The sequence below is a fragment of the Dokdonella fugitiva genome (assembly GCF_004342425.1).
Classification (GTDB): Bacteria; Pseudomonadota; Gammaproteobacteria; order Xanthomonadales; family Rhodanobacteraceae; genus Dokdonella_A; species Dokdonella_A fugitiva.
In genome coordinates this window covers 1-22,499 of the sequence record NZ_SLWQ01000013.1, presented here as the reverse complement: position 1 = coordinate 22,499, position 22,499 = coordinate 1, and the positions used below count along the sequence as shown (strand labels likewise).

Genomic DNA, 22,499 nt, shown 5'->3' with positions numbered 1-22,499 from the left:
GGCATGACTCCGGGCCGCCGCGTCCGCGACATCATCGAATCGGCGCTCGCCGAGTTGCCGCAGACGCCGATCCTCGCCGCATTCAGTGGCGGCCTCGACTCGATGGTGCTGCTGCACGCGCTGGCGCAATCGGAGGCGGTGCGTGCACGCGGCCTGCGCGCGGTGCACGTCGACCATGGCCTGCACGAGGAGAGCGAGGCGTGGGCACGCCGCTGCCGCGAGTTCGCCGATGCACTCGGCGTGGAGCTCGTCGTCCGTGCGGTCGACGTCGTGCGCAGCCCCGGGCTCGGCCTCGAGGCGAGCGCACGCCGCGCGCGCTACGCGGCGATCGAGACCCTGCTCTCGCCCGGCGAAATCGTCGCCCTCGCCCATCATCGCGACGACCAGGCCGAAACCGTGCTGCTGAAACTGCTGCGCGGCTCCGGCCCCGAAGGCATCGGCGCGATGCGTCCGCTGCGCCGCCTCGGCCGCGGCTTCGCCTGGCGCCCGCTGCTGCTGCTGCCGCGCGCGGCCCTGCGCGAGTACGCCGACCAGCATCGACTGGGCTGGATCGCCGACCCGAGCAATGCGGACCAGACCATCGACCGCAACTACCTGCGCATGCAGGTGATGCCACGCATCAGCGCGCGCTGGCCCGAAGCCGAGAGCAGCATCGCGCAGAGCGCCGCCTGGGCGCGCGCGGCGGCCGAATTCATCGACGTCGAAGCCGAACGCGCGCTCGCGCGCATCCAGGGCCTGGATCCTTCGACATTGCAGTTCCGCGAGTGGCTCGCCCTGCCCGCCGCGCTGCGCGATCCCGTGTTGCGCCGGTGGCTGCGCGCACTCGACCTGCCCGAACCCACGCATTACCAGGCGGCCGAACTCGTGCGCCAGCTCGGCGAGGCCGGCGAGGACCGCCAGCCCTGCGTGCGCTGGCCGGGGACCGAGGTACGCCGCTATCGCGACCTGCTGCACGCACTCGCGCCGCTGCAGTTCCCGCCGCTCGAATGGGTCGGCTCGTTCGACGGAAGCCCGCTCACCCTGCCGCTCGACCTCGGCGTGCTGCGCCTGTGCGGCCCGGACGGCGCCGTGCGCCTGCCGACGGCGCTGCAGGTACGCTTTCGCCGCGGCGGCGAGAGCCTGCGCCTGTCCAGTGGCGGGCGCACGCGCGAGCTGCGTGACCTCTTCCAGGAAGCGGGCGTGCCGCCGTGGAAGCGCGGCCGGCTGCCGCTCGTGTTCGATGCCGAGGGCACCCTCGTCGCGGTCGCCGACATCTGGCTCAGCGAGAGCGGCACCGCCCTGCTCGCCCCCCTCGGCGCGCGCGTCGAATGGACATCCGCCGAAGGCGGCCCGCACCGCGGTGGCGACCGCCTCGCGATTGATCTTGCCGACGCCCTGAGCTAGTTTTCGCGCCCATGCCAAAGCCCGCCACCGATACCTCGCACGTCGCCGACTTCGAGAAGTCCCTCGACGAACTCGAACAGCTCGTCGGCCGCATGGAACAGGGCGACCTCAGCCTCGACGAATCGCTGCAATCCTTCGAGCGCGGCATCGCCCTCTACCGCAACTGCCAGGGCGCGCTCGACCAGGCGAAGCTGCGCGTGAGCCAGTTGCTGGATCCGGCGGCGCCGGAAAATGCGCAGCCCTTCGACCCCGACGTGCCGTAGCTTGTGCGATCAGGGGACCTTTGCGATCGTCCATGATCGCGGCTTCGACGATGAGTCGACATTCGAGTGGAAGGCTGCGCATCCCTGAATCCCGGAGCGCCCATCCATGGCCGCACTCTTCATCAAGAGCATCTTTCCCGCGTAAGTGGCCCGCTATGCGGCTCGCCACATACTTCATCGAGAGCATCTTTCCCGCGTGAACGAGCTGACACCTGAACTTGTGGCGCTGTCGGCGCGTGCGGACGAGGCGTTGGCGCGCGTGCTGCCGGATGAGGCGCAGCCGCCGGTCGAGTTGCATCGCGCGATGCGCTACGCGGTGCTCGGCGGGGGCAAGCGCTTGCGGCCGTTGCTCGTCTACTCGACTGGGCTCGCGTTTGGCGCGGCGCCTGAGCGACTGGATGCATCGGCCGCCGCGGTCGAGATCATTCACGCCTACTCGCTCGTGCACGACGACCTCCCGGCGATGGACGACGACGACCTGCGTCGTGGCCGGCCGACCTGCCACATCGTGTTCGGCGAGGCGATGGCGATCCTCGCCGGCGACGCGCTGCAGGCACTCGCGTTCGAGGTGCTGGCGAACGATCCCGCCCTGGTGACGGATCCCGTGAACCATCTCGCGATGCTGCGCACGCTCGCCGGCGCCTGCGGCTCCCACGGCATGGCGGGCGGACAGGCCTTCGACCTCGCGGCGGTCGGGCACGTCCTCGACGCCAGCGAACTCGAGCGCATGCACGTACACAAGACCGGCGCCTTGATCCGCGCGTCGGTGCGCCTCGGCGCACTCGCGGCGGGCGTGCGCGACGCCGACACGCTCGACGCGCTCGAAACCTACGGCCACTCGATCGGCCTCGCGTTCCAGATCCGCGACGACCTGCTCGACATCGAGGCCGACACCGCGCAGCTCGGCAAGACCGCAGGCAAGGACGTCGCGGCGAACAAGCCGACCTACCCGGCGATCCTCGGCGTCGACGCGTCACGCGCGGAACTGGCGACGCTCACCGCGCGCGCCCTCGCTGCAATCGCCCCGCTCGAGGCGGGTACCGACGCCCTGCGTGACCTCGCCCTCTTCGTCTCCGCCCGTACCAGTTGAGTCCGGCATGGACTCATCCCGCGCCAGCCAGGGGGTCGTCCACAGGGATCCAATGTCGCAATGACTCATCCCGTGCCGCGAAGGATGCCGGCCGCGCGTGACGCATGGCCGGCACGAGCCTTCACTTCACGAGGCGCAGCGCGAACGGATAGCGGTACGCCACGCCTTCGTTCGCCTTGATCGCGGCGACGATCGTCAGCACGAACCAGGCCACGAACAGCAGCAGGCCGATCGGTACCGTGAGCAGCGCGCCGATGAAGAACGTGCCGATCGTGACGACCCACAATGCCGCCGCGACGATGAGCGCGGTGATGTTGAAGTTCAGTGCCTCCTTCGCCTGGTCGGCCGCGAACGGCAAGGTGTCGCGCTTCACCAGCCAGACGATCAGCGGCCCGATCACGCAGCCGATGCCCGTGATGAACGCACTGAATGCGGACAGGTGGCCGATCAGCGCCCAGGTGCGATCGTCGTTCGACGTCGCGGCCGGCAGGACGCCGGATGCTGCGTTCGTGGTGCTGCTACCCGTGCCGTTCTCGCTCTCGTTCATGCACGCTCTCCGCTGTGGGGGCAGTACCGATCTGGGCGCCGCCGTGCGGGGTCACAATAGCGCGGAAGTCATGGGGAGGTGCCGGGGCGAGGCCTGCAGGCTGGATCAAGCCGCGGAGCGGCGTATCCGGCGCTGTCGCGCCCTGATCCGCCCACCGCGTCTCATCGGAGCAACCCTCTGCCGCGAACTCGTCGCCGTGGGTCGTATGCCGGGGCGTGGAGCCGCAATGCTGTTCAGCCCCCGGCCTCATTCGCCCGCAACCGTCATCCGTTCCAGCAGGATCGAGCCGGTCAGTATGTGCGAGCGCGGGTCGACGTCGCGGCCGACCGCGACGACGTTCGCGTACATGTCGCGCAGGTTCCCGGCGATCGTGATCTCTTCGACCGGGTAGGCGATCTCGCCGTTCTCGACCCAGAACCCGGTCGCGCCGCGCGAATAGTCGCCGGTCACCAGCGATACGCCCTGCCCCATGAGTTCGGTCACGAGCAGGCCCGTGCCCATGCGCCGCAACAGCGCGGGCAAGTCGTCGCTGCCGGGCTGCACGACGATGTTCTGCACGCCGCCCGCGTTGCCGGTCGACTGCAGGCCGAGCTTGCGCGCCGAATAGCTGCCGAGGATGTAGCGCGCGAGCACGCCGTCGCGGACGAGGTCCGAGTCGCGCGTGGCGACGCCCTCGGAATCGAATGCGGTCGAGCCGTGGCCGCGCGGGATGTGGGGTCGCTCGACGATCTGCATCCATCGCGGGAACAGGGCCTTGCCGACGTGGTCGACCAGGAAGCTCGCGCGCCGGTACAGCGCGCCACCGCTCGCCGCGGAGAGGAAATGGCCCACGAGGCTGCGCGCGACTTCCGGCACGAACAACACCGGGCAATCACGCGTCGACAGCCGTCGCGCGCCGAGGCGCGCGACCGTGCGCTCGGCCGCCTTGCGCCCGATCGAGGCCGCGCTGGCGAAATCGCTCGCGCGACGCACGCTGTCGTACCAGTAGTCGCGCTGCATGCCCGCCGCGTCTTCGGCGATCAGCGCGACCGACAGCGTGTGGCTGGTGCCGCGCTCGGTGCCGACGAAACCGAGCGTGTTCGCATACGCGGTAAGCGACGCGCCGACCTGCACGGATGCGCCATCGGAATTGTCGATGCGCGGATCATGCGAACGCCCGGCCTCCTCGATCTCGATGCCGAGGCGGATCGCCTCCTCGGGCGTGATGTCCCACGGATGCCAGAGGTCGAGTTCCGGGATGGTCGTGGCGAGCAGGGCCGGATCGGCGAGCCCGTTCGCCGGGTCTTCCTCGGTATGGCGCGCGATCGCGCAGGCGTGCTCGACCGTCTGCTCGATCGACTTCGGGTCGAGGTCGGCGGTGCTCGCCGAACCCTTGCGCTTGCCGAAATAGACGGTCACCGAAACGCCGCGGTCGCGCGTGCGCTCGACCGTCTCGACTTCGCCGAGGCGCACGCCGACGGCGAGGCCCAGATCGACGCTCGCCGCCGCATCGGCTTCGCTCGCCCCCTTCGCGCGCGCGAGGCGCACGACGTCTTCGGCGATCGCGGCGAGGCGGTCGAGGTCGGCGGAGCTGGTATCTTTGTCGGTCACGATGGCATTCATTGCTGCATTATCCTGGAAACCGTGATGCACGACCTGCACGACGACGAATCGCCGGAGGCCCTTGGGCCGAGCCGCAGCCAGTTGCGGCGCGAGGCGCTCGACATCCTCAAGCTGGCCGAGACGCTCGCCAACCTCAGCGAAGCCGAGCTCGCGCGCGTGCCGCTCGACGACGACCTGCGCCAGGAAGTGCGGCGCACGCGCGCGGTGACGTCGCACATCGCCCGCAAGCGCCAGAACCAGTACCTCGCCAAGCAGATGCGCAAGCTCGACGAGGAGTCGATCGAGGCCATCCGCTATGCGCTCGGCGTTGACCGCGAGAAGGCGCATCGCGAAACCGCGGCGATGCACCGCCTCGAAGCCTGGCGCGAGCGCCTGCTCGGCGAAGGCGACGACGCCCTCGGTGAATTCATCGACCAGCATCCTTCCGCCGATCGCCAGCGGCTGCGCCAGCTCGTGCGCAATGCGCTCGCCGAACGCAAGGCCGACAAGCCGCCACACGCGTACCGCGAACTGTTCCGCGTGCTGCGCGAGGCGAGCGAGTCCGACGCCGGCACCGCGGAATGACGGCGGCCGTCAACGCGCGGCGACATGGGGGTTCGTAGCGGTCGCCGCCAATGCGATCCACGCGGTCGCGCCGAGGTGCGGACAGCGGAAGTAGTACGCATCGCCCGCCAATCCGGTCGTGATGCGCGGTTCGCGCGTCGCGCAGGCATAACCGCCCGGAGCGAATTCGCGCGCGACACGGGACAGGCGCTTCATCGCCGCCGCCTCGTCGCCTCGCACGTGATGGGCGAGCGCCGCCTGCGCGGTGCCCTCGATCCATACGCCGTCGCGATCCGCGTTGAAATCGAATCCACTGCGCAGGAACAGCGGTGCGTCGCCGACTGCCGCATCGACGCGATGCTGCAATGTCGCGCAGGCGCGCGTCGCGAGCGCGGATGTCGGCACGGGCGCGCGGATCGGTTTCGCCTGCGCGAATGCTCCGGGCGATGCAGCGGCGAAGACGAAGAGCCAGCGCGCCGGCGACGAACGCGCCCAGCTCACGCCGCGGTGCCCCCGACCGTCATGCCGTCGATCTTCAACGTCGGCTGGCCGACGCCGACCGGTACGCTCTGGCCGTCCTTGCCGCAGACGCCGACGCCTTCGTCGAGCTTGAGGTCGTTGCCGATCATCGACACGCGCTTGAGCACGTCCGCACCCGAACCGATGAGTGTCGCCCCCTTCACCGGACGCGTGACCTTGCCGTCCTCGATGAGGTACGCCTCGCTCGCCGAAAAGGTGAACTTGCCGTTCGTGATGTCGACCTGGCCGCCGCCGAAATTGACCGCGTAGAGGCCGCGCTTCACCGACGCGATGATCTCGCCGGGATCGCGCTCGCCCGGCAGCATGTAGGTGTTGGTCATGCGCGGCATCGGCAGGTGCGCGAACGATTCGCGCCGGCCGTTGCCAGTGGAACGCTGTCCCATCAGGCGCGCGTTGAGCTTGTCCTGCATGTAGCCCTTCATGACGCCGTTCTCGACCAGCACCGTGCAGTTCGTCGGCGTGCCTTCGTCGTCGATGCTGAGCGAGCCGCGCCGCGCCGCGAGCGTGCCGTCGTCGACCACGGTGACGCCATCGGCGGCGACCTTCTCGCCGAGCATGCCGGCGAATGCGGAGGTTTCCTTGCGGTTGAAGTCGCCCTCGAAACCGTGGCCGATCGCCTCGTGCAACAGCACGCCGGGCCAGCCGGGGCCGAGCACGACCGGCATGTTGCCGGCCGGCGCGGGCACCGCGTCGAGGTTGACCAGCGCCGTGCGCACGGCCTCGCGCGCGAACGCGTGCGCGCGACCGTTCTCGAGCAGTTCGGGGAAGGTGTAGCGGCCGCCGCCTCCGCTGCTGCCCGACTCGCGCCGGCCGTTCGCCTCGGCGATCACTTGCACGTTCATGCGCACGAGCGGGCGCACGTCGGCGGCGAGCGTGCCGTCCGAATGCGCGATGAGCACGGTGTCGACCGCGGCGGCGAGGCTCACGATGACCTGCTTCACGCGCGGATCGGCCGCACGACAGGCGGCGTCGACCTCGCGCAGCACGGCGATCTTCGCCTCGTTCGACAGGCTGTCGATGGGGTCGACCGGTGCATACAGCGCACGCGCGCTCGCGATCGCGAGCGGCTTGCCGACGCCGTTCGAGCCGGCCCGTGCGATCGCCCGCGCCGAAGTCGCGGCTTCCACCAGTGCCGGCAGCACGATCTCGTCGGAATAGGCGAAGCCGGCCTTTTCGCCGGACAGTGCGCGCACGCCGACGCCCTGCTCGATCGAATGCGAGCCGTCCTTGACGATGCCGTCCTCGAGTACCCACGACTCGGATCGAGAATGCTGGAAATAAAGGTCCGCCGCGTCGATCGAGGGCCCCATGAGCCGCGCGAATACCCCGTCGAGATCGCGGGTGGCGAGCCCGCCCGGACTCAGCAATTGGCGTTCGGCGACGGCGATGAGATCGGACATGAAGGCAACCAGGCAGGAAAAACGAAAGGGTTCGCACCGCTGCGCGGCGGGCGGAACCAGCCGGAAAGATGGGGCCGCGCATGCTGGACCACAACGGGGCCTGTTGCAATGCGCCGCTAGGGCCGGTTGCCGCCCTCGCCGCCGCCGGGCACGACCTGCCACGGCGGCACGAGCTCTTCCACCGGCTCGGGTTCAGGCAGCTGCGGCGCATCGGGGCGCTTTCCCGCCTTGGTGCGCGAAAGCAGGGTGATCTGCGGCTTGTCCCACGAACCGGACACCTTGTAACGGCGCGCGACGGCCTTGCCGATCGGCTTGTTGAAGATGCCCTGCATGACCAGGCCCGCCGCCGCGCCGACCGGGCCCGCGGCGAGCGCGCCGACGATCGGCAAGGTCGCGCCAGCGCGCGCGCGCACGTCCATGAGCTGGTCGTAGTCCTTCGTGCGCAGGCCGGTGCGTCCGCTGACGATGATCTCGGCGGCCGGGCTGTCGATGCGCAACCCGTCGGTGTAGGCGTTGCCGCCGGCGAGGCGGAACGTGCCCTTGATCGAATTGAAGCCGAGGCCGGACCGGAAGAAGTCGCTGAAGTCGAGGCTGAGGCGACGCGGGATCTCGGTCAGCGAGAACAGGCCGAAGATGCGTCCTGCGCCGGGGTCGACGTCGAGGATGCGTCCTTCGGCGACGTCGATCGCGAGCGTGCCGTCGAGCTTGGGCAGCGCGAACGCCGACGGCGGGCCGAACCAGCTCGCGTCGATCGTCGCCTTCGTGCTGCCGCCGTCGATGAGCCCGGCGAAACCGAGCGCATCCATCATGCGCCCGAGATTCTGCGCGCTGAGCTGGATCGACATGCGCGAGCGGTTCTCGATCGCGCCGCCCGTCCAGTCGCCGCTGCCCACCATCGTCACGTTCGGCGAATGCGATTGCAGCGTGTCGATCTGCATGCCACCGGGGATGGGGTGGCTCTCGAAACGCGCGCTGCCGAAGCTCGCCTTGCCGAGCTGGAAGTCCTCCACGCTCAGGTGGAGCGGCGGCAGCGAACCCGGCGCGACGTCGGCGAGCGCGCCGGCATCGGGTGCGTCGGGCGGCGCCTCCGGCCAGTGCACGCGCGCGAATGTGGCCGTGATCCCGCCCGCAGCGAGGTCGCCGCGGGGCACGTCGAGCGTGCCCGCGAGCGCCGCGCCGTCGATGCGGATCGTGGTCTTCGCCGGCGTGTTCTCGATCGCGAGGCCGGTGTCGTCGAACTCGCGCCCGCCGAAGACGAAATCATCCGCGCGCAGGTCCAGCGAATTGACGATCGAGGCGCCGCCGCTGCCGTTCTCGACGAGGTCGAGCCACGCGCCCGCGTCGAGGCGCGCCACGCGCCCGCCTATCGCGATGCCTTGCGCGGGCGGCGCGCCGACCGCGCCTTCGCCGAAGTCGACGCGCGCGCCGAATGCGCGGCCGTTGCCCGGCGCGCGCCCGCGCAGGCCGGCGATCGCGCCGAGCCGCGCGCTGAATTCCTCGCCTGCGTACGGCAAGCCGAGGTCGAGGTGGAACGGCACGCTCGCGTCGGCCGCCTTGGCGAGCGGCGGCGGCAACCCGATCGCGGTACCGACGAGGTCACTGTCGAGCGCGAGCACGGCGCGCGCATTGCCGTCGACGGCATGGTCGATGCCGACGCGCGCGGTCCACGCCGATTCGCCCTGCACGCTGCCGAGCATCGGCAGCAACGGCGGCACGTCGGCGAACACGCTCGTCGCCGGCCACGTCCCGGCGACGCTCGCCTCGAACACATGGCGCGGATCGGCGACGTAGCCGCCGATCGCCACCGTGAGCTTGGCCTTGCGCTCGCGGAACGTCGCGTCGAGCGCGTCGGCGAGGAAGCCCTTCTGGTTGAAGCGCAACACGCCGTGCGCATCGTTGAAATGCAGGTCCCAGGCCTCGTGGTCGATGCGCGCGCCGGCGAGGTCGACCTTGCCCTCCAGCGCCAGCGCTTCGGCCTCCTTGATCGGCAGCTTCAACGTGAAGGCAACCGCTCCGCGGCCGCCGACCGCGACGTCCCTGAGCTGGTCCTGGTAACGCTTGCCGATCGGCGTCGCGCGCAGGAACGCGAGCAGGTTCGGCCCGCTGCCCTCGCCCTTCGCAGACAGGTCGAGCACGAGCGGACCGAAGTCCTCGATCGTCGCGCTCGCCGTGGTCACCTTGTTGCCCATCGTGCTGACCGCGTCCGCTTCGACGTTCATGCCGTCGTTGACGAACGTCGCGATGCCGTGGATGTGCTCGGCCGGCGGCCAGTCCTCGTGATAGGCGAGCGTCGCGTCATCCACGGTGCCGACGGCGATGAAGCGCCCGGCGCGATCGTGGAACGGCCAGTCGGCGAGATCGCCGTGGATCGCGACGCGCCCCTGCTCGAGGCGGCCGCCGACCAGCGCGCGGTCGAGCCAGGCGACCGCCTGCGGCGGCATCGTATTGGTCGGCCAGAACAGCTTCGCCGCGACGACGTCGCCGTGCGTGGCGATCGCGTACAGGTCCACGCTCGGCCGCCGCCCGGCCGCGACGTCGACGCGGCCACGCAGCTCGCCGCCATAGCCCTCGCCCTCGAAGCCGATGCGATCGGTTTCGATGCGCCAGCCGTCGTCGATCCGGCGCGCGACCACGTCGCCGCCGAGGCGGGAGAACGCGAACGGCTTGCGGAACACGCGTGGCAGGTTCACGCGCAGGGGCTTGTCCGGCAACTGCGCGAGCAGCGCCGCTTCGTCACCGACGACGTCGACGTCGAGGCCCTCGATGCCGGGGATCGCGCCGACGCTCGCGACTTCACCACCACGCAGGTCCGCCCGCACCGCGTACGTCGTACCGTCGAGCTCGAGCTGCGCCTGCCCGAGCTGGCCGCGCGGATGGCCGAGGTAGAGCCAGCGGCGCAGTTCCGCCGGCACGCGCGCGGACAGCATCGCGAGATCGGCGATGGGCTCGAGCGCGACCGCGCTCGCGCCGGCGCGCCAGCGCGGCGACGCGGCGACGCCGCGGCGTTCGAGGCTGAAGCGCGCCGGCGTGGCGTCCGCGGCCGCGACGAAATCGGCGACGTCGAGCGTCCAGCCGTCCGCGTCGCGCATCCAGCGCGCGACCAGGGCGAGCCGGTCGAACGCGGCACGCGGCTCCACCAGCGCGCCGTCGCCGACCGCGACCGGCTCGGCCGAGGCGAAACGCGCATCCTTGAGGTCGATGCGCGCACGCGCGTCGTCGATGCGCCCCGCGGCGAAGTGCAGCCAGAATTGCACTGCGCCGCGTCCGCCGAGTGGGCGCACGCCGGCGGGTGAAGTGCCCGCGAACGCGGCGAGGTCGAGATCGCGTCCGCCGACGTAGACATCGCCCGAACGCTCGGCCGGGTCGAGATCGGCGACGAACTCGACCGGTGGCGCGTCGTCGGCCGCGTTACGCACGCGGCCGACGACGTGCATGACCGGATCGCGGTTGAGCACGCGGACCACCGGCGCGGCGAGCTTGAGGTGCAGGTCGTGCGCGGGGTCGTCGATGGCGAGCTTGAGGCGCGTGATTTCGAGCGCACCGAGTGCACCCATCGACATCGGCTCGTCGTGTGGCGACGAAGCGCCGAGGTCGAAATCGCGCAGCTTCCACTCGCCGCCCTCGTGGACCAGGCGCAGCTCGACGTCGGCGATGCGGAATTCGCTGAACGCCTTGTTGCGTTGCACGGCGGCGAGCAGGTCGAATGCGAGTTCCGCGTGCGGGACCACCATGGGCGCGGCACCGGCGCGGCCGGCGATGCGCACGTCGTCGAGCGCGAGCAGCGGTCCGCCGCCGACCCAGCGCCCATCGAGGCGGCCGATGGTGACCTCGCGACCGAGCCGGTCCGACAGCCAGCGTTCTATCTGCCCTGGATGCTGGGTCAGCCACGGCATCGCCAGCTGGGTGATGCCGGCGAGCACGCCGAGCAGGATCACGCAGGTCGCCGCCACCGCCAGCAGCGCGAAGCGCAACCGGCGCAGGCACACCCGCAGCATCGTCGTCACACGACCTCCGCCGCGGCGCTACAGCAGCACGACATCGTACTGCTCCTGCGAATAGTGCTCCTCGGGCTGGAAACGGATCGTCTTGCCGATGAACTCCTCGAGCTCGGCCACCGCGACCGACTCCTCCTCGAGGATGCGATTCACCACCTTCGGCGCGGCCAGCACGAGCAGTTGCTGCGCGTCGAACTGGCGCACCGCGCGGGTGATCTCGCGGAAGATCTCGTAGGTGATCGTCTCGGCGGTCTTGACGCTGCCGCGTCCGCTGCAGGCAGGGCACGGCTCGCACAGCTGACGCTCGAGGCTTTCGGTAGTGCGCTTGCGCGTCATCTCGACCAGGCCCAGCGGCGACATGTCGTAGACGGTCGCCTTGGCGTGGTCGCGCGCCATCGACTTCTGCAGCTGGCGCAGCACCTGGCGCTGGTGCTCCTCGTCGGTCATGTCGATGAAGTCGATGATGATGATGCCGCCGAGGTTGCGCAGGCGCAGCTGACGCGCCGCCGCCTGCGCGGCCTCGAGGTTGGTGCGGAACACCGTCTCCTCGAGGTTGCGCGTGCCGAGGAAGCCGCCCGTGTTGACGTCGATGGTCGTCATTGCCTCGGTCTGGTCGACGATCAGGTAGCCGCCCGACTTCAACGGCACGTCCTTCTTGAGCGCGTTCTGGATCTCGTCCTCGACGCCGTACAGGTCGAAGATCGGCCGCTCGCCCGGGTAATGCTCCACCCGCTCGGCCAACTCGGGCATGAACTGCGAAACGAAGCGCTGCGCCCGCTCGAGCGTCTCGCGCGAATCGATGCGCACCTTCTCGATCGATGGCCGCATGAGGTCGCGCAGTGCACGCAGCGGCAGGCTGAGGTCTTCGTAGATGCGCTCGCCGACGCGCGTGCGCGCCATCTGTTCCTGGATGTTCGCCCACAGCTTGCCGAGGTAGTCGATGTCCTCGGCGAGCGCTTCGCGCGACTGGCCCTCCGCGTTCGTGCGCACGATGTAGCCGAGGCGCGGGACGGCAGGCGTGGCGGGCGTGGCCGGCACGGCCGCGGGCCCCGGATCGATCGCGGTCGCCAGCGCGGCGAGCATGTCCTTGAGACGCTGGCGTTCGGCCTCGTCCTCGATGCGCACCGAGACACCGAGCACCTTGCTGTACGGCAGCAGCACGAGGTAACGCGACGGGATCGAGAGGTGGGTCGTCAGGCGCGCGCCCTTGGTGCCGATCGGGTCCTTGACCACCTGGACCACGATGTCCTGCCCGTCGCGCACGAGTTCGGTGATCGGCGGCGACGGTGCCGCCGCGGCCTCGCCATTCTCGCCGGTCACGGTCGCGTGCGGTCGCACGATGTCGGACGCATGCAGGAAGGCGGCGCGATCGAGGCCGATTTCGACGAAGGCGGCCTGCATGCCCGGCATGACCCGGCTGACCTTGCCCTTGTAGATGTTGCCGACGTAGCCCCGACGACTCGCCCGCTCGACGTGGACCTCCTGCAGCATGCCGTTCTCGACCAGGGCGACGCGCGTTTCCCGCGGGGTCACGTTGATCAGGATTTCTTCGGACATGTAAGGACTTGGAGGCGTAAGTTGAAGCGACTTATAGCTTCACGGCGGCCTTCTTGTCGAATGCACCGGTCGCATGTCGGGCAATGTTTGCAAAGCTACCTTTCGGGGCACCGTCAAAACCGGCCCCGTGCCGCCGGGCCGGGCGGTCGCGGCCATGCGCCCGTGTAGACTTGCGCGGCTCGCCCCCTCCCGATCCCTGGTTGCACGTTTGCGTTACCGAACCGGCGACATCCTGATCGACCTCGACGCGCGCGAGATCCTGCACGGCGGCACGCCGGTGGAAGTCGAGGCCAAGGTGTTCGACCTCATCGCGCTGCTGCTGCGCGAGCGCCGTCGCGCACTCGACAAGCGCGAACTCAACGCCGCACTGTGGGGCGAGCGCCCGGTCACCGACGCGGCGCTGTCGCAGCAGCTGCGCAAGGCGCGGCGTGCGCTCGGCGACGACGGCGACGCGCAACGCGTGATCCGCACGGTGCACGGGCGCGGATTGCGCTGGGTCGCCGACGTGGTCGAACTCACCGATGCGCAGCCCGCGACCCCGCCGCCCGCCGTGGCGCCGGCGGCCCCGGCCGCGCGTGCGGTCGAACTGCCCGCACCGGGACGACGCCCGCGACGCTTCGCCTGGGCAGTGCTCTGCGCCTGCGTGCTCCTGCTCGCCGGCATCTTCGGTTACCGCTCCTTCCCGCCCCCGGTCGACACGTCTTCCGCGACCGGGACGCGCATCGCGATCCTGCCGATCGAGGATCGCAGCGGCGACGATGGCCTCGCCTGGACGCGCAGTGGCCTCATGGGCCTCATGGCCGGCCTGTTCGGCGAGGACGCTCGCATCGACGTGGTGCCGGCGAAGGACGTGCTCGCCAGCGACAAGGCGGCGCGCGTGCTCGACGCCGATGGCGTCGCCGCGCTGCGTGCGGCGTTCGGCGCGACCCACCTCGTCGCGACGCGCCTGCGCCGCGTCGGATCGCTGTACGAACTCGACCTGCGCCTGGTCGGCGCCGGCGCGGCCGAGCGCAGCGAGACCTTGCACGGCAGCGCGCCTGCCCCGCTCGCAGTCGACGCGGTCGCGCAGGTACGCCGCTGGCTCGGCCTCGCCGCCTTGCCGGACGTGCGCCACAAGGGCATCGAAAGCGCGTTCCTCGCCGAAGCCTATGCGCGCGGCCTCGACGCGCAGTTGCATGGCGATACCGCGGGCGCACGCAGGTACTTCGAGATCTGCCTGGACCAGGACCCGGCCCTCGCCTGGCCACGCCTCGGCCTCGCGATCGCGCAGGGCACGGCCGGCGACGCGCAGGCGAGCGCCGACAACGCGGCGAAAGTTGCCGCCGCCGCGCGCGAGCAGGGTGATGAGGAACTGCTGGTCGCGGCGGAACGGCAGCTCGGTTCACTCGCGTTCCGCCGCGGCGACCTCGAAGGCGCCGCGCGGCACCTGCAGGCGGCGCTCGCCGACGTCTCCGAAAGCCGCCCGTTCGTGCTCACCGACCTGCTCGTCGCGCAGGCGTCGGTCGAGGACGAGCGCGGCCGCTTCGACGAGGCGCGAGCGCTGTTCGAGCGCGCGCTCGCCCTCGCGCGCGGCACGGGCAACCGGCGCGGCGAGGCGCTCGTGCTGGTCAACCTCGCCGCCGTCGACAACGGCGCCGGCGACGCGGCCGCGGCGGGCGCGAAGTTGCGCGAGGGGCTGGACGCCGCGCGCGTGGCCGGGGACGCCACGCTCGAAGGCCACACGCTCGCCAGCCTCGGCGCGACCGAGGCCAACCAGGGACGCCTGCTCGATGCGGCGACGCTGCTGCAGCAGGCGCTCGCGCTCGCCCGACGGCGCGGCGACGTGCAGCTCGAGATGCTGGCCAGCCTGCAGTTGCTCGGCGTGCTCGCGCCGTTCGATCGCGATGCGGACATCGCGATCCTCGCCGGGCGCGTACGCAACGCCGCCGAGCGCCAGCACAACCCGTACTGGCAGGCCGAACTCGACTGGGCGCTCGGCCTGCATGCGGCGCGGCGCGGCGACCTCGCGGACGCCTTGCGTCGCTACGCCGCCGCGCGCGCGACCTACGCCGAAGCCGGCATCGCACGCAGCCTCGCCCCGGTACTCACCGACATCGTCGCGGCGGCCGCCGCGAACGGCGACGCGAAGACCGCGCACGAAGCCGCCGACGCCTTCCGCGCGATCGCGCAGGCCGACGCGCGTTCATGGGCGGCCTGGCTGCCGCTACTCGACGCGCAGGTGCGCTTCGTCGACGGCGATGCCGCGGGCGCCCGCGACGAACTCGCGGCCCGACTCGATCGCGCGCCGGCGGCGACCGGCCCCGCCGCGCAGGCGAGCCTGTTCCAGCTCGGTCGCTGGCAGGTCGCCGCCGGTGCGCCCGACGACCTGCTGCTGCGCGACGCATGGAAGCCCTGGCTCGGACAGCACCCCGAGGCGATCGCCCTGCACGTGCGCGCCCTGCGCAGCGCACACCGCGACGAAGAAGCCGACGCCGAGCAGGCGCGGCTCGACCGCCTCCAGCGCGCGCCGCAGCTCGCGGTATCCGAACCCGCGCCCGCGACGCCTTGAATCGCGTACGCCAAGGCTGGCGCGGCGGCAGGCGCGACCGCTACGCCATGCGCGACGATGTCGGCAGGATCGCCGACGGCATCGGCCGCGACCGGCTGCACGACCGCTACGATGACCGATGGGCGCAGGAATCCCCGAGGTGGCCCCCTGCCGCTATTGCTTCGCCGACGTCGTGATCGAGCCGCAAGGCCGTCGCGTGTTCGTCGGCGCGCGCGAGCGCGCGGTGTCGCGGCGCGCGTTCGACCTGCTGCTGGCGCTGTGCGAGACCCCCGGCCGCGTGCTCTCGCGCGACGAACTCAGCGCGCGACTGTGGCCGGGCGGGCAGATCGTTTCCGACGAAGCGCTGACTCAGGCGATCTTCCGCGCGCGCGCCGTACTCGGCGCGCATGGCGAGCGCATCGTCACCGTGCGCGGCGTCGGCATCCGCTTCGATGCACAGGTGCAACGCGAGTCCACCGCGGCGGTCGACACGCCATCGCCTGCGATCGCCACCCGCATCGACGCGACGGCAACCCACGTCGCGAACGACGCGTCGTCGATGGCCGTCGCGGCCGTTCCACCGCCACCCGCGGCGGTCGAGCCCGGGCGAGCGGGCGATCGTGGTCGTGCACGCTGGTACGGCGCTGCCCTGGTCGCGCTCACCGTGATCGTGCTCGCGCTCGTTCTGCGCGCCTGGCCACCCGGCGGCGGTGCGTGGGTCGACGAGAGCTATGGCATCCGCGACGCCGACGTGCACGCCGCACACGACGACGGCACGCGCCTGCTCGGCGAGGCGTTGCGGCACGACAACGGCGGCGAGCGCGCGCGTGCCCGCGCGCTGCTCGAAACGCTCGACGACAGCGACGCGCGCACGCCATGGCCGGCGCTGCTGGTCGGCCTGTGGGCGGTCGGCGCCGGCGACGCCACCGAGGCCGATCGCTGGCTCGCGCGTGCGCGCGAGCGCGCACGGCCGTTGCGCGACGCCTACGCCCGAAAGCGCCTGCCTCAACGCGCTGGTCGGATTGGAGACCAACGAACTGCTGCTCGAACGGCTCGACATCCGCGGCTGCCACGCGCCGAACAACGGCAACGCCGCAGGCTTGATCCGCAACATCGGCGCGACGCTCACGATGCGCAACATCTCGGCCCGGCAGTCCAGCGCGCTCGGCAATGCCGGCCTCATGGTGAAAAGCGAGCAGGACGGCGTGTCACTCCTGTCGCAGATCAGCGTCACGGGCATGGACACCAATCCCGCGTGCCAGGACCCCAGGACATCGAACACGTTGTTCTACCTCGATTACGTCTCCGGGCTGGAACCGCGCGCGACCGAAGGCGGCGTGATCCGCATCGGCAACAGCGTCTCGTGGGGCAACAAGCGCTGCGCGAGCCCGGCCGAACACGACATCCGGCTGATGATGGGCATCCTGGACGACGGAACCCGAACACCGCCAGCGACAATGTCTGGATCGAGGGCAGCGGCGGCGACGTCTGGCTCGATCACGTGCACACCGGCCACATCGACGTGTGGACGCCGTTCCAGCTGCCGCACCCGACCAACATCACTCACGGCGATCCCGGCTTCGTCGCGCCCGGCAACCCGACGCCACGCGCCGACTCGCCGCTCGTCGACGCGGGCAACGCGAACCCGGCGGCCGGCACCGGCAGTCGCGACGCCGCCGGCCGCACGCGCGTGGTCGGCAGCCGGGTCGACATAGGCGCCTACGAATCGCGGCCGAACCAGGCGCCGACGCTCGTGCTCGCCGCGCAGTACACGGTGGCTCCCGCCGCGCCGGCAGGTACGCTCGTGTTCACGGCCGCGGCCAGCGACGACGGCGTGCCCGCCGCGATCGCCTATGGCCTGTCCAGCCAATGCCCGGGGCTGTTCACGATCGACTCGGTGACGGGTGCCGTGCGGCTCGCTGCCGCCAACCCGCAGTCCGGCGGCGAGTGCGACGTGACCGTGGCTGCCAGCGACGGCGAGCTGTCGGCCAACGCGACGACGCACGTCGTGCTGCTGGTGGTACCCGCGGATGCGATCTTCGCCTACGGTTTCGATGCGACGCCTTGAGCCACCCGTCGATGGGCCTGCGTGGCGTGTCCACCGCGACGCAGGCCGGGGCGGCCGCCGCTTCAGCCGTGCTCGAAGCGACGCAGCAGCTGCGACGTTTCGTGCAGCGGCAGCCCCATGACCGCCGAGTGGCTGCCGTCGAGACGGCTGATGTAGGCCGCAGCATGCCCCTGGATCGCATAGGCCCCCGCCTTGCCGAATGCCTCGCCAGTCGCGATGTAGGCGGCGATGTCCGCCTCCGACATCGGTGCGAATTCCACCGTCGAAATACTGAGCGCATGCTCTTCGCGCCCGGCGCTGATGCACCAGACCGCCGACAGCACGCGATGGCGGCGCCCGGACAGGCGCCGCAGCATCGCCGCCGCATCCGCCGCATCGGCCGGCTTGCCGAACACATGGTCATCGAGCACGACTTCGGTGTCCGCGCCGATCACGACCGCATCGTGCACCGCGGCGACCTGCATCAAGCCCGCGCCGGCCTTCTCGCGCGCGACGCGACTGACGTAGTCCTCGGGCGATTCATCCGGCTCACGCCGTTCGGGCACGTCGACGTCGACCACGTCGAAAGACCGGCCGATCTGGCGCAGCAGTTCGCGTCGGCGCGGCGATCGGGAGGCGAGGAAAAGATGGATGGGCATGCGTGTCCGTTCGCTCGGGCCGTCGGCGACGGCGCGGCCGGACTATACCGGTTGCGGCAGCCATTGCACCCGCACGCCGGACGCGGAAACGTACGTAAAGCGTCTCAGCCGACGATCGTTTCCGGGTGATCGCCCGCGTCGCGACGCGGTTCTTCCTTCTGCAGGCTCTGGAACGCTTCGCGCTGCATGCGCTCGAGCGTCTTGACGAAATCGGGCGAACTCGCGTCGAGGTGATCGAGCCCGAGGCTCTTGAGGATGTCGTAGCTCATGGAGTCCCCCTGAGACTCGCCGGAGTGTTTCGAAACAGATTCAGCAAGTTTCATGCCGCGCGCGATGCGCGGCAATCGGCCGTGGCCGGAGGGAAGGCATGCGCCGTACCTGACGCGCTGCGCGCGAATCTGACACTCACCGGGTCGGATCGCCTCAGCGGATCGCGATGCGACGTTCAGGCTTGCAGTACGTGCTCGTGCACGCGCCGAGCCCGGGGATCGCCTTCGCGATGCAGTCGCCGCCTGCGCGCGTCGCGACGAGCGCACCGAGCAGCGGGAACAGCGCATGCAGGCTGGCGAACGACGAATGGCACAAATGGGCAAGGCGGCTCATGACGGGCTCTGGATCCGGTGACGGATGAGTCGAAGCAAGGGTCGGGCCAACCCCGTTCCGCGAAACCCATGCGAAAGACGCTCACGCGATGCTTGCCTCATCGGCGCCCGATGGGTGCCCGCGTCGTCGTCGAGCGAGATGATCAAGCCTTCCGAATTCCACCTCCGCGGCGGTCGCTCCGGCGTGCTGCTGATCCACGGCCTCACCGGCACGCCGACCGAAATGCGCTTCGTCGGCAATGGCCTGCATCGTGCCGGCTTCAGCGTGCTCGGCATGCAGCTCGCCGGCCATTGCGGCGACGACGCCGACCTGCTCGCGACCGGTTGGCGCGACTGGTACGCGAGCGTCGTCGAGGCGGCGCAGCGCCTGCGCGAGGAGGTCGATCATCTGTTCGTCGCCGGCCTGTCGATGGGGGCGATCCTCGCCCTCGAGCTCGCGATCGATCGCCCGCATGACGTCGACGGCCTCGGCCTGTACGGCACGACCTTCTTCCACGACGGCTGGGCCACGCCGCCAATCGGCCGCCTCGCGTTCCTGCTGCCCTTGCTGACCTCGCTCGGCCTCGGCCGCCGGAAGGTTTCGGCCGAAGTCGAACCGTATGGCATCAAGGACGAGCGCATCCGCAACCGCGTCGTCGGCGCGATGCTGTCCGGTGACAGCCAGGCGGCAGGCCTCGCCGGCTTCCCATGGCCTTCACTCGCCGAGTTCCAGCGTCTCTCGCGCCGCGTGCGGCGCCGGCTCGGGCGCGTGCGCGCACCCTGCTTCGTCGCGCATTCGTCCAACGATGACGTCGCCTCGTTGCGCAACGTGCGCGCGATCCAGCGCGGCATCGGTGCGCCGGTGGAAACCTTGTTGCTGGACGACAGCTACCACATGGTCACCGTCGACCGCGAGCGCGGCAAGCTCGTCGAGCATTCGGCCACGTTCTTCCGGCGCATCGCCGAACAACGCCAACCCATGCCCGCGTCGATCCCGCGCCTCGCAACCGTGGCCGAATGATGAAGAGCGCGTGCGGCGCGTCCGCCACCGGATTCCGCAACCTGCTCGAGCCGCCCGCGCTGGTCGGCCATTTCCTCGCGCACCCGCCGGACGGCTTCGCCGCGTTCGAGATGCGCTCCGGCACGCCCGCCTTCGTCGCGCCGTTCGACCTCCTCACGACCGCCGATGACGATCTGCGCAGGCGCGTGACCGGGTTGCCGCTGTATCGCTGGTGGGGGCGCCTGCTGCGGCCGCGCACGTGCTTCGTCGGCACGACCGTGTCCGAGTACGCATTGTTCCCCGCCGGCGCCGAGGCCGGCGCACTCGTCGACGAATGGCTCGCCGAGCCTGCAGCGCGCCAGCCCTTCCTCATCGTCAAGGACATTCCACAGGAATCACCGCTGCTCGACCAGGCGAGCAATGCGCAGGCACGCGCGATCGCCGCCGCGTGCGAGCGCGCCGGCTTCGTGCTGCTCGAAGGCCAGGCGCTGGCCTGGGTGCCGATCGACTTCGAATCGGCCGACGACTACCTCTCGCGCCTGTCGCCGGCCCGGCGCAAGGACATCCGGCGCAAGCTGCGTGCGCGCGCCGCACTCGGGATCGAGGAGATCCCGACCGGGTCCGCGTTCGCCGACGCCGCGCTGCGCGAGGCCTGTTATGCGCTGTACCTCGAGGTGTACGCCCAGAGCGAGATCCATTTCGACCGGCTCAGCCGCGCGTTCTTCGACGCGTTGCTGCAGGACGCCGGCAGCGGCGGCATCATGGTCGTTTATCGCCATGCCGGGCGCATGATCGGCTGGAACCTCTGCTTCCGCGTCGGCGAAGCGCTCGTCGACAAGTACGTCGGCTTCTCCTATCCGGCGGCGCGCGAGCACAATCTCTATTTCGTCAGCTGGATGCACAACCTCGAATACGCGCGCCGGCACGAACTGTGCTGCTACATCGCCGGCTGGACCGATCCGGAGATCAAGGCCTATCTCGGCGCGCGCTTCACCTTCACCCGCCACGCGGTGCGGCCACGCAGCCGCATGCTGCGCGCGCTGCTGCGTCGTGTCGCATCGCGTTTCGAAAGCGATCGCGCCTGGGCCGACGCGAAGGCCGACGAGGGGGCCGCACTTGGCCGCGCCGCTCGTCCTTGACTTCGATCATTCGGTCGGCGCCCTGCCCGGCGCCACCGTGGTCGATTTTGCCGACCGCCAGGAGGCGATCCGCTTCGGCTGTTCGCTACGCACGCTGCGCGCATTCGCGGCGGAGCTCGACGCGCGCCTGCCGCGCGAGCACGGCACGGTGTTCCTCGGCAGCGGCGATTACCACCACCTCAGCTGGCCGTTGATCGAACGATGCGCCGCGCGTGCGCCGTTCGACGTCGTCGTGTTCGACAACCACCCTGACAACATGCGCTTCCCGTTCGGCGTGCATTGCGGCTCGTGGGTGCGCAAGGTCGCGTTGCTGCCGTACGTGGGCCACGTGCACGTGCTCGGCATCGGTTCGGCCGACGTGTCGCGTGCCCACGCGTGGGAGAACTACCTCGCGCCGCTGCACCGGCGCAAGCTCACCTATTGGACGATCGGCGTCGACACGCGCTGGGCCGCGCGCTGGGGCCTCGCGACGGCGTTTCGCGCATTCGACTCGCGCGCGTCCCTGCTCGACCGCTTCGTCGAAGAACAGCGCGGCGCGACACGCGCCGTCTACCTGTCGATCGACAAGGACGTGCTCGATCCGGCGATCGCGCGCACGAACTGGGACCAGGGCTGCCTGCTCGACACCGATCTGTTCAGCGCGATCGACGCCCTGCGTGGCCGTCTCGTTGCCAGCGACGTCACGGGCGAGGTTTCCGCGTATCGGTACTCCACGTGGTGGAAACGCAGGCTCAGCGCGCTCGACGAGCAGCCGACGATCGATCCCGTGCAGCTCGCCGCCTGGCAGGCGCAGCAGCACGCATTGAACCTGCGCCTGCTCGCACGGGTCGACGCCGCGCGCTGAGGCTGCACGCGGAGCGATAGCGCACCCTGTGCGCGCCAAGCATCGCAATGCTGCGGTCGCCCACAGGGCGCTCCTGCATGGCGCACGCGGCGACGGCGAAGCACGCGCCCCGCAACCGGGGTTTCGTGGCGAAGCACAGAAAAGGGGGCCTCCCGAAGAAGGCCCCCTTTTCGCTTGCAGGCGCGACGCGATCAGTGCGCGATCGGCGTCGGCGTGCGGTCGATCGTGACGTCGTCGATGAGCGTGTCGCCGTCCGTCGAACCGGTGTCGTCGTAGTGGTACTCGAAGCGGATGACGTGGCTGCCGCCGTCGGCGTATGCGCTGATGTCGATCGACTGCAGCACGTAGTCGTCGTCGAGCTGCGTGCTCAGGTCGGTCGTCTGCACCGCGACGCCGTCCACCGAGACCACCAGGTTCGACGGCACGTCCGGCCCGTCGACGACGAAGCGCCAGTAGTTGAGGTAAAGCGGACCTCCATCCGGCAGCGGCACGCTCTGCGCGAAGTGCTGTGTTTCCACGCCGCCGCCCCAGCCGCCGAACCACGCGGCGAACCCGCCACTGTGCGTCGGTATGTCGAAGTTCTCTTCGCTGTAGAAGGTCGTGCCGCCGTCGGCGTCCGGGTTGCCATCGAGGCTCTCCCACTCCGGATTGACGCCCGCGTCGTCGGTCGTCTCCTCGAAGCTCGGGTCCTGGATCGGCTGCGTGAACGGACCTGCCGCCGGGTCGAACCCGTCACAGAAGATCGTGTCCGCGGCCGAGCACGGCACCACCGGCGCCGGCGT

The 22,499-nt window shown here is 70.5% G+C and carries 19 protein-coding genes; 9 read left to right on the top strand and 10 right to left on the bottom strand.

Going from position 1 to position 22,499, the window contains the following annotated elements; translation table 11 throughout:
- The first annotated feature begins 3 nt into the window (after window positions 1-3).
- The 3 genes from tilS (at window position 4) to ispA (ending at window position 2,736) form a co-directional block, all read left to right on the top strand.
- Window positions 4-1,383 (top strand): tRNA lysidine(34) synthetase TilS, encoded by a 1,380-nt coding sequence (gene tilS, locus EV148_RS17030; RefSeq protein ID WP_241988136.1) that lies wholly within the window; start codon window positions 4-6, stop codon window positions 1,381-1,383.
- Window positions 1,384-1,394: 11 nt separating this feature from the next.
- A complete protein-coding gene (locus EV148_RS17025; RefSeq protein ID WP_132000056.1) occupies window positions 1,395-1,646 on the top strand; it encodes an exodeoxyribonuclease VII small subunit in 252 nt (83 codons plus the stop codon).
- A gap of 205 nt (window positions 1,647-1,851) precedes the next feature.
- The gene (ispA, locus tag EV148_RS17020; protein WP_132000099.1) at window positions 1,852-2,736 is read left to right on the top strand and encodes a (2E,6E)-farnesyl diphosphate synthase; all 885 of its coding nucleotides are present in this window, start codon (window positions 1,852-1,854) and stop codon (window positions 2,734-2,736) included.
- Between the two features lie 121 nt (window positions 2,737-2,857).
- On the opposite strand, the gene EV148_RS17015 is transcribed toward ispA, so the two are convergent.
- A complete protein-coding gene (locus EV148_RS17015; RefSeq protein WP_132000055.1) occupies window positions 2,858-3,283 on the bottom strand; it encodes a DUF4870 domain-containing protein in 426 nt (141 codons plus the stop codon).
- A 246-nt stretch (window positions 3,284-3,529) separates the two neighbouring features.
- Window positions 3,530-4,885, bottom strand: a complete 1,356-nt coding sequence (pmbA, locus tag EV148_RS17010; RefSeq protein ID WP_132000054.1) for a metalloprotease PmbA — start codon at window positions 4,883-4,885, stop codon at window positions 3,530-3,532.
- Between the two features lie 24 nt (window positions 4,886-4,909).
- Here pmbA and yjgA point away from each other — a divergent pair, with 24 nt between their 5' ends.
- Entirely contained in the window at window positions 4,910-5,449 is a 540-nt protein-coding gene (gene yjgA, locus EV148_RS17005; protein WP_132000053.1) for a ribosome biogenesis factor YjgA, read from the top strand.
- A 9-nt stretch (window positions 5,450-5,458) separates the two neighbouring features.
- On the opposite strand, the gene EV148_RS17000 is transcribed toward yjgA, so the two are convergent.
- The 4 genes from EV148_RS17000 to rng form a co-directional block, all read right to left on the bottom strand.
- Window positions 5,459-5,929 (bottom strand): hypothetical protein, encoded by a 471-nt coding sequence (locus EV148_RS17000; protein ID WP_132000052.1) that lies wholly within the window; start codon window positions 5,927-5,929, stop codon window positions 5,459-5,461.
- On the bottom strand, window positions 5,926-7,368 hold the full coding sequence (tldD, locus tag EV148_RS16995) for a metalloprotease TldD (protein WP_132000051.1): 1,443 nt from the start codon (window positions 7,366-7,368) through the stop codon (window positions 5,926-5,928). The genes EV148_RS17000 and tldD overlap by 4 nt, the downstream gene beginning before the upstream one ends.
- A 116-nt stretch (window positions 7,369-7,484) precedes the next feature.
- On the bottom strand, window positions 7,485-11,363 hold the full coding sequence (locus EV148_RS16990; RefSeq protein ID WP_241988137.1) for a YhdP family protein: 3,879 nt from the start codon (window positions 11,361-11,363) through the stop codon (window positions 7,485-7,487).
- Between the two features lie 27 nt (window positions 11,364-11,390).
- Window positions 11,391-12,920 carry a ribonuclease G gene (gene rng, locus EV148_RS16985; RefSeq protein ID WP_132000049.1) on the bottom strand — a complete coding sequence of 510 codons (1,530 nt, stop codon included), beginning with the start codon at window positions 12,918-12,920 and terminating at the stop codon, window positions 11,391-11,393.
- 208 nt (window positions 12,921-13,128) lie between these two features.
- Here rng and EV148_RS16980 point away from each other — a divergent pair, with 208 nt between their 5' ends.
- Window positions 13,129-15,468, top strand: coding sequence for a winged helix-turn-helix domain-containing protein (locus EV148_RS16980; RefSeq protein WP_158287524.1), 2,340 nt, complete (start codon window positions 13,129-13,131; stop codon window positions 15,466-15,468).
- A gap of 118 nt (window positions 15,469-15,586) precedes the next feature.
- Window positions 15,587-17,515, top strand: a complete 1,929-nt coding sequence (locus EV148_RS16975) for a winged helix-turn-helix domain-containing protein (RefSeq protein WP_132000047.1) — start codon at window positions 15,587-15,589, stop codon at window positions 17,513-17,515.
- 62 nt (window positions 17,516-17,577) lie between these two features.
- Here the strand turns inward: EV148_RS16975 and EV148_RS16970 are convergent, their stop codons facing one another.
- The 3 genes from EV148_RS16970 to EV148_RS16965 form a co-directional block, all read right to left on the bottom strand.
- Window positions 17,578-18,153 (bottom strand): Maf family protein, encoded by a 576-nt coding sequence (locus EV148_RS16970; RefSeq protein ID WP_132000046.1) that lies wholly within the window; start codon window positions 18,151-18,153, stop codon window positions 17,578-17,580.
- A 104-nt stretch (window positions 18,154-18,257) separates the two neighbouring features.
- Window positions 18,258-18,422 (bottom strand): hypothetical protein, encoded by a 165-nt coding sequence (locus EV148_RS18575; RefSeq protein ID WP_158287523.1) that lies wholly within the window; start codon window positions 18,420-18,422, stop codon window positions 18,258-18,260.
- Window positions 18,423-18,576: 154 nt separating this feature from the next.
- Window positions 18,577-18,756: a hypothetical protein gene (locus EV148_RS16965; protein ID WP_132000045.1), complete on the bottom strand. Its 180-nt coding sequence runs from the start codon at window positions 18,754-18,756 to the stop codon at window positions 18,577-18,579.
- Window positions 18,757-18,894: 138 nt separating this feature from the next.
- On the opposite strand from EV148_RS16965, the gene EV148_RS16960 reads away from it, so the two are divergent.
- Genes EV148_RS16960 through EV148_RS16950 form a run of 3 tightly spaced genes read left to right on the top strand, consistent with a single transcriptional unit; the run spans window position 18,895 to window position 21,717 of the window.
- A complete protein-coding gene (locus tag EV148_RS16960) occupies window positions 18,895-19,755 on the top strand; it encodes an alpha/beta hydrolase (protein ID WP_132000044.1) in 861 nt (286 codons plus the stop codon).
- Window positions 19,755-20,873 carry a GNAT family N-acetyltransferase gene (locus EV148_RS16955; protein ID WP_132000098.1) on the top strand — a complete coding sequence of 373 codons (1,119 nt, stop codon included), beginning with the start codon at window positions 19,755-19,757 and terminating at the stop codon, window positions 20,871-20,873. The genes EV148_RS16960 and EV148_RS16955 overlap by 1 nt, the downstream gene beginning before the upstream one ends.
- A complete protein-coding gene (locus EV148_RS16950) occupies window positions 20,851-21,717 on the top strand; it encodes an arginase family protein (protein ID WP_132000043.1) in 867 nt (288 codons plus the stop codon). The genes EV148_RS16955 and EV148_RS16950 overlap by 23 nt, the downstream gene beginning before the upstream one ends.
- A 191-nt stretch (window positions 21,718-21,908) precedes the next feature.
- Here the strand turns inward: EV148_RS16950 and EV148_RS18570 are convergent.
- The coding region (locus EV148_RS18570) for a hypothetical protein (protein WP_158287522.1) at window positions 21,909-22,499 on the bottom strand (591 nt) is incomplete at its 5' end.

What these genes read in the sequence shown, in the direction of transcription:
- tilS (WP_241988136.1), top strand. Translation starts at nt 4, where the DNA reads ATGACTCCGGGCCGCCGCGTCCGCGACATCATCGAATCGGCGCTCGCC.
- EV148_RS17025 (WP_132000056.1), top strand. Translation starts at nt 1,395, where the DNA reads ATGCCAAAGCCCGCCACCGATACCTCGCACGTCGCCGACTTCGAGAAG.
- EV148_RS17015 (WP_132000055.1), bottom strand. Translation starts at nt 3,283, where the DNA reads ATGAACGAGAGCGAGAACGGCACGGGTAGCAGCACCACGAACGCAGCA.
- pmbA (WP_132000054.1), bottom strand. Translation starts at nt 4,885, where the DNA reads ATGAATGCCATCGTGACCGACAAAGATACCAGCTCCGCCGACCTCGAC.
- yjgA (WP_132000053.1), top strand. Translation starts at nt 4,910, where the DNA reads ATGCACGACCTGCACGACGACGAATCGCCGGAGGCCCTTGGGCCGAGC.
- tldD (WP_132000051.1), bottom strand. Translation starts at nt 7,368, where the DNA reads ATGTCCGATCTCATCGCCGTCGCCGAACGCCAATTGCTGAGTCCGGGC.
- EV148_RS16990 (WP_241988137.1), bottom strand. Translation starts at nt 11,363, where the DNA reads ATGCTGCGGGTGTGCCTGCGCCGGTTGCGCTTCGCGCTGCTGGCGGTG.
- rng (WP_132000049.1), bottom strand. Translation starts at nt 12,920, where the DNA reads ATGTCCGAAGAAATCCTGATCAACGTGACCCCGCGGGAAACGCGCGTC.
- EV148_RS16975 (WP_132000047.1), top strand. Translation starts at nt 15,587, where the DNA reads ATGGGCGCAGGAATCCCCGAGGTGGCCCCCTGCCGCTATTGCTTCGCC.
- EV148_RS16970 (WP_132000046.1), bottom strand. Translation starts at nt 18,153, where the DNA reads ATGCCCATCCATCTTTTCCTCGCCTCCCGATCGCCGCGCCGACGCGAA.
- EV148_RS18575 (WP_158287523.1), bottom strand. Translation starts at nt 18,422, where the DNA reads ATGAGCTACGACATCCTCAAGAGCCTCGGGCTCGATCACCTCGACGCG.
- EV148_RS16965 (WP_132000045.1), bottom strand. Translation starts at nt 18,756, where the DNA reads ATGAGCCGCCTTGCCCATTTGTGCCATTCGTCGTTCGCCAGCCTGCAT.
- EV148_RS16960 (WP_132000044.1), top strand. Translation starts at nt 18,895, where the DNA reads ATGATCAAGCCTTCCGAATTCCACCTCCGCGGCGGTCGCTCCGGCGTG.
- EV148_RS16955 (WP_132000098.1), top strand. Translation starts at nt 19,755, where the DNA reads ATGAAGAGCGCGTGCGGCGCGTCCGCCACCGGATTCCGCAACCTGCTC.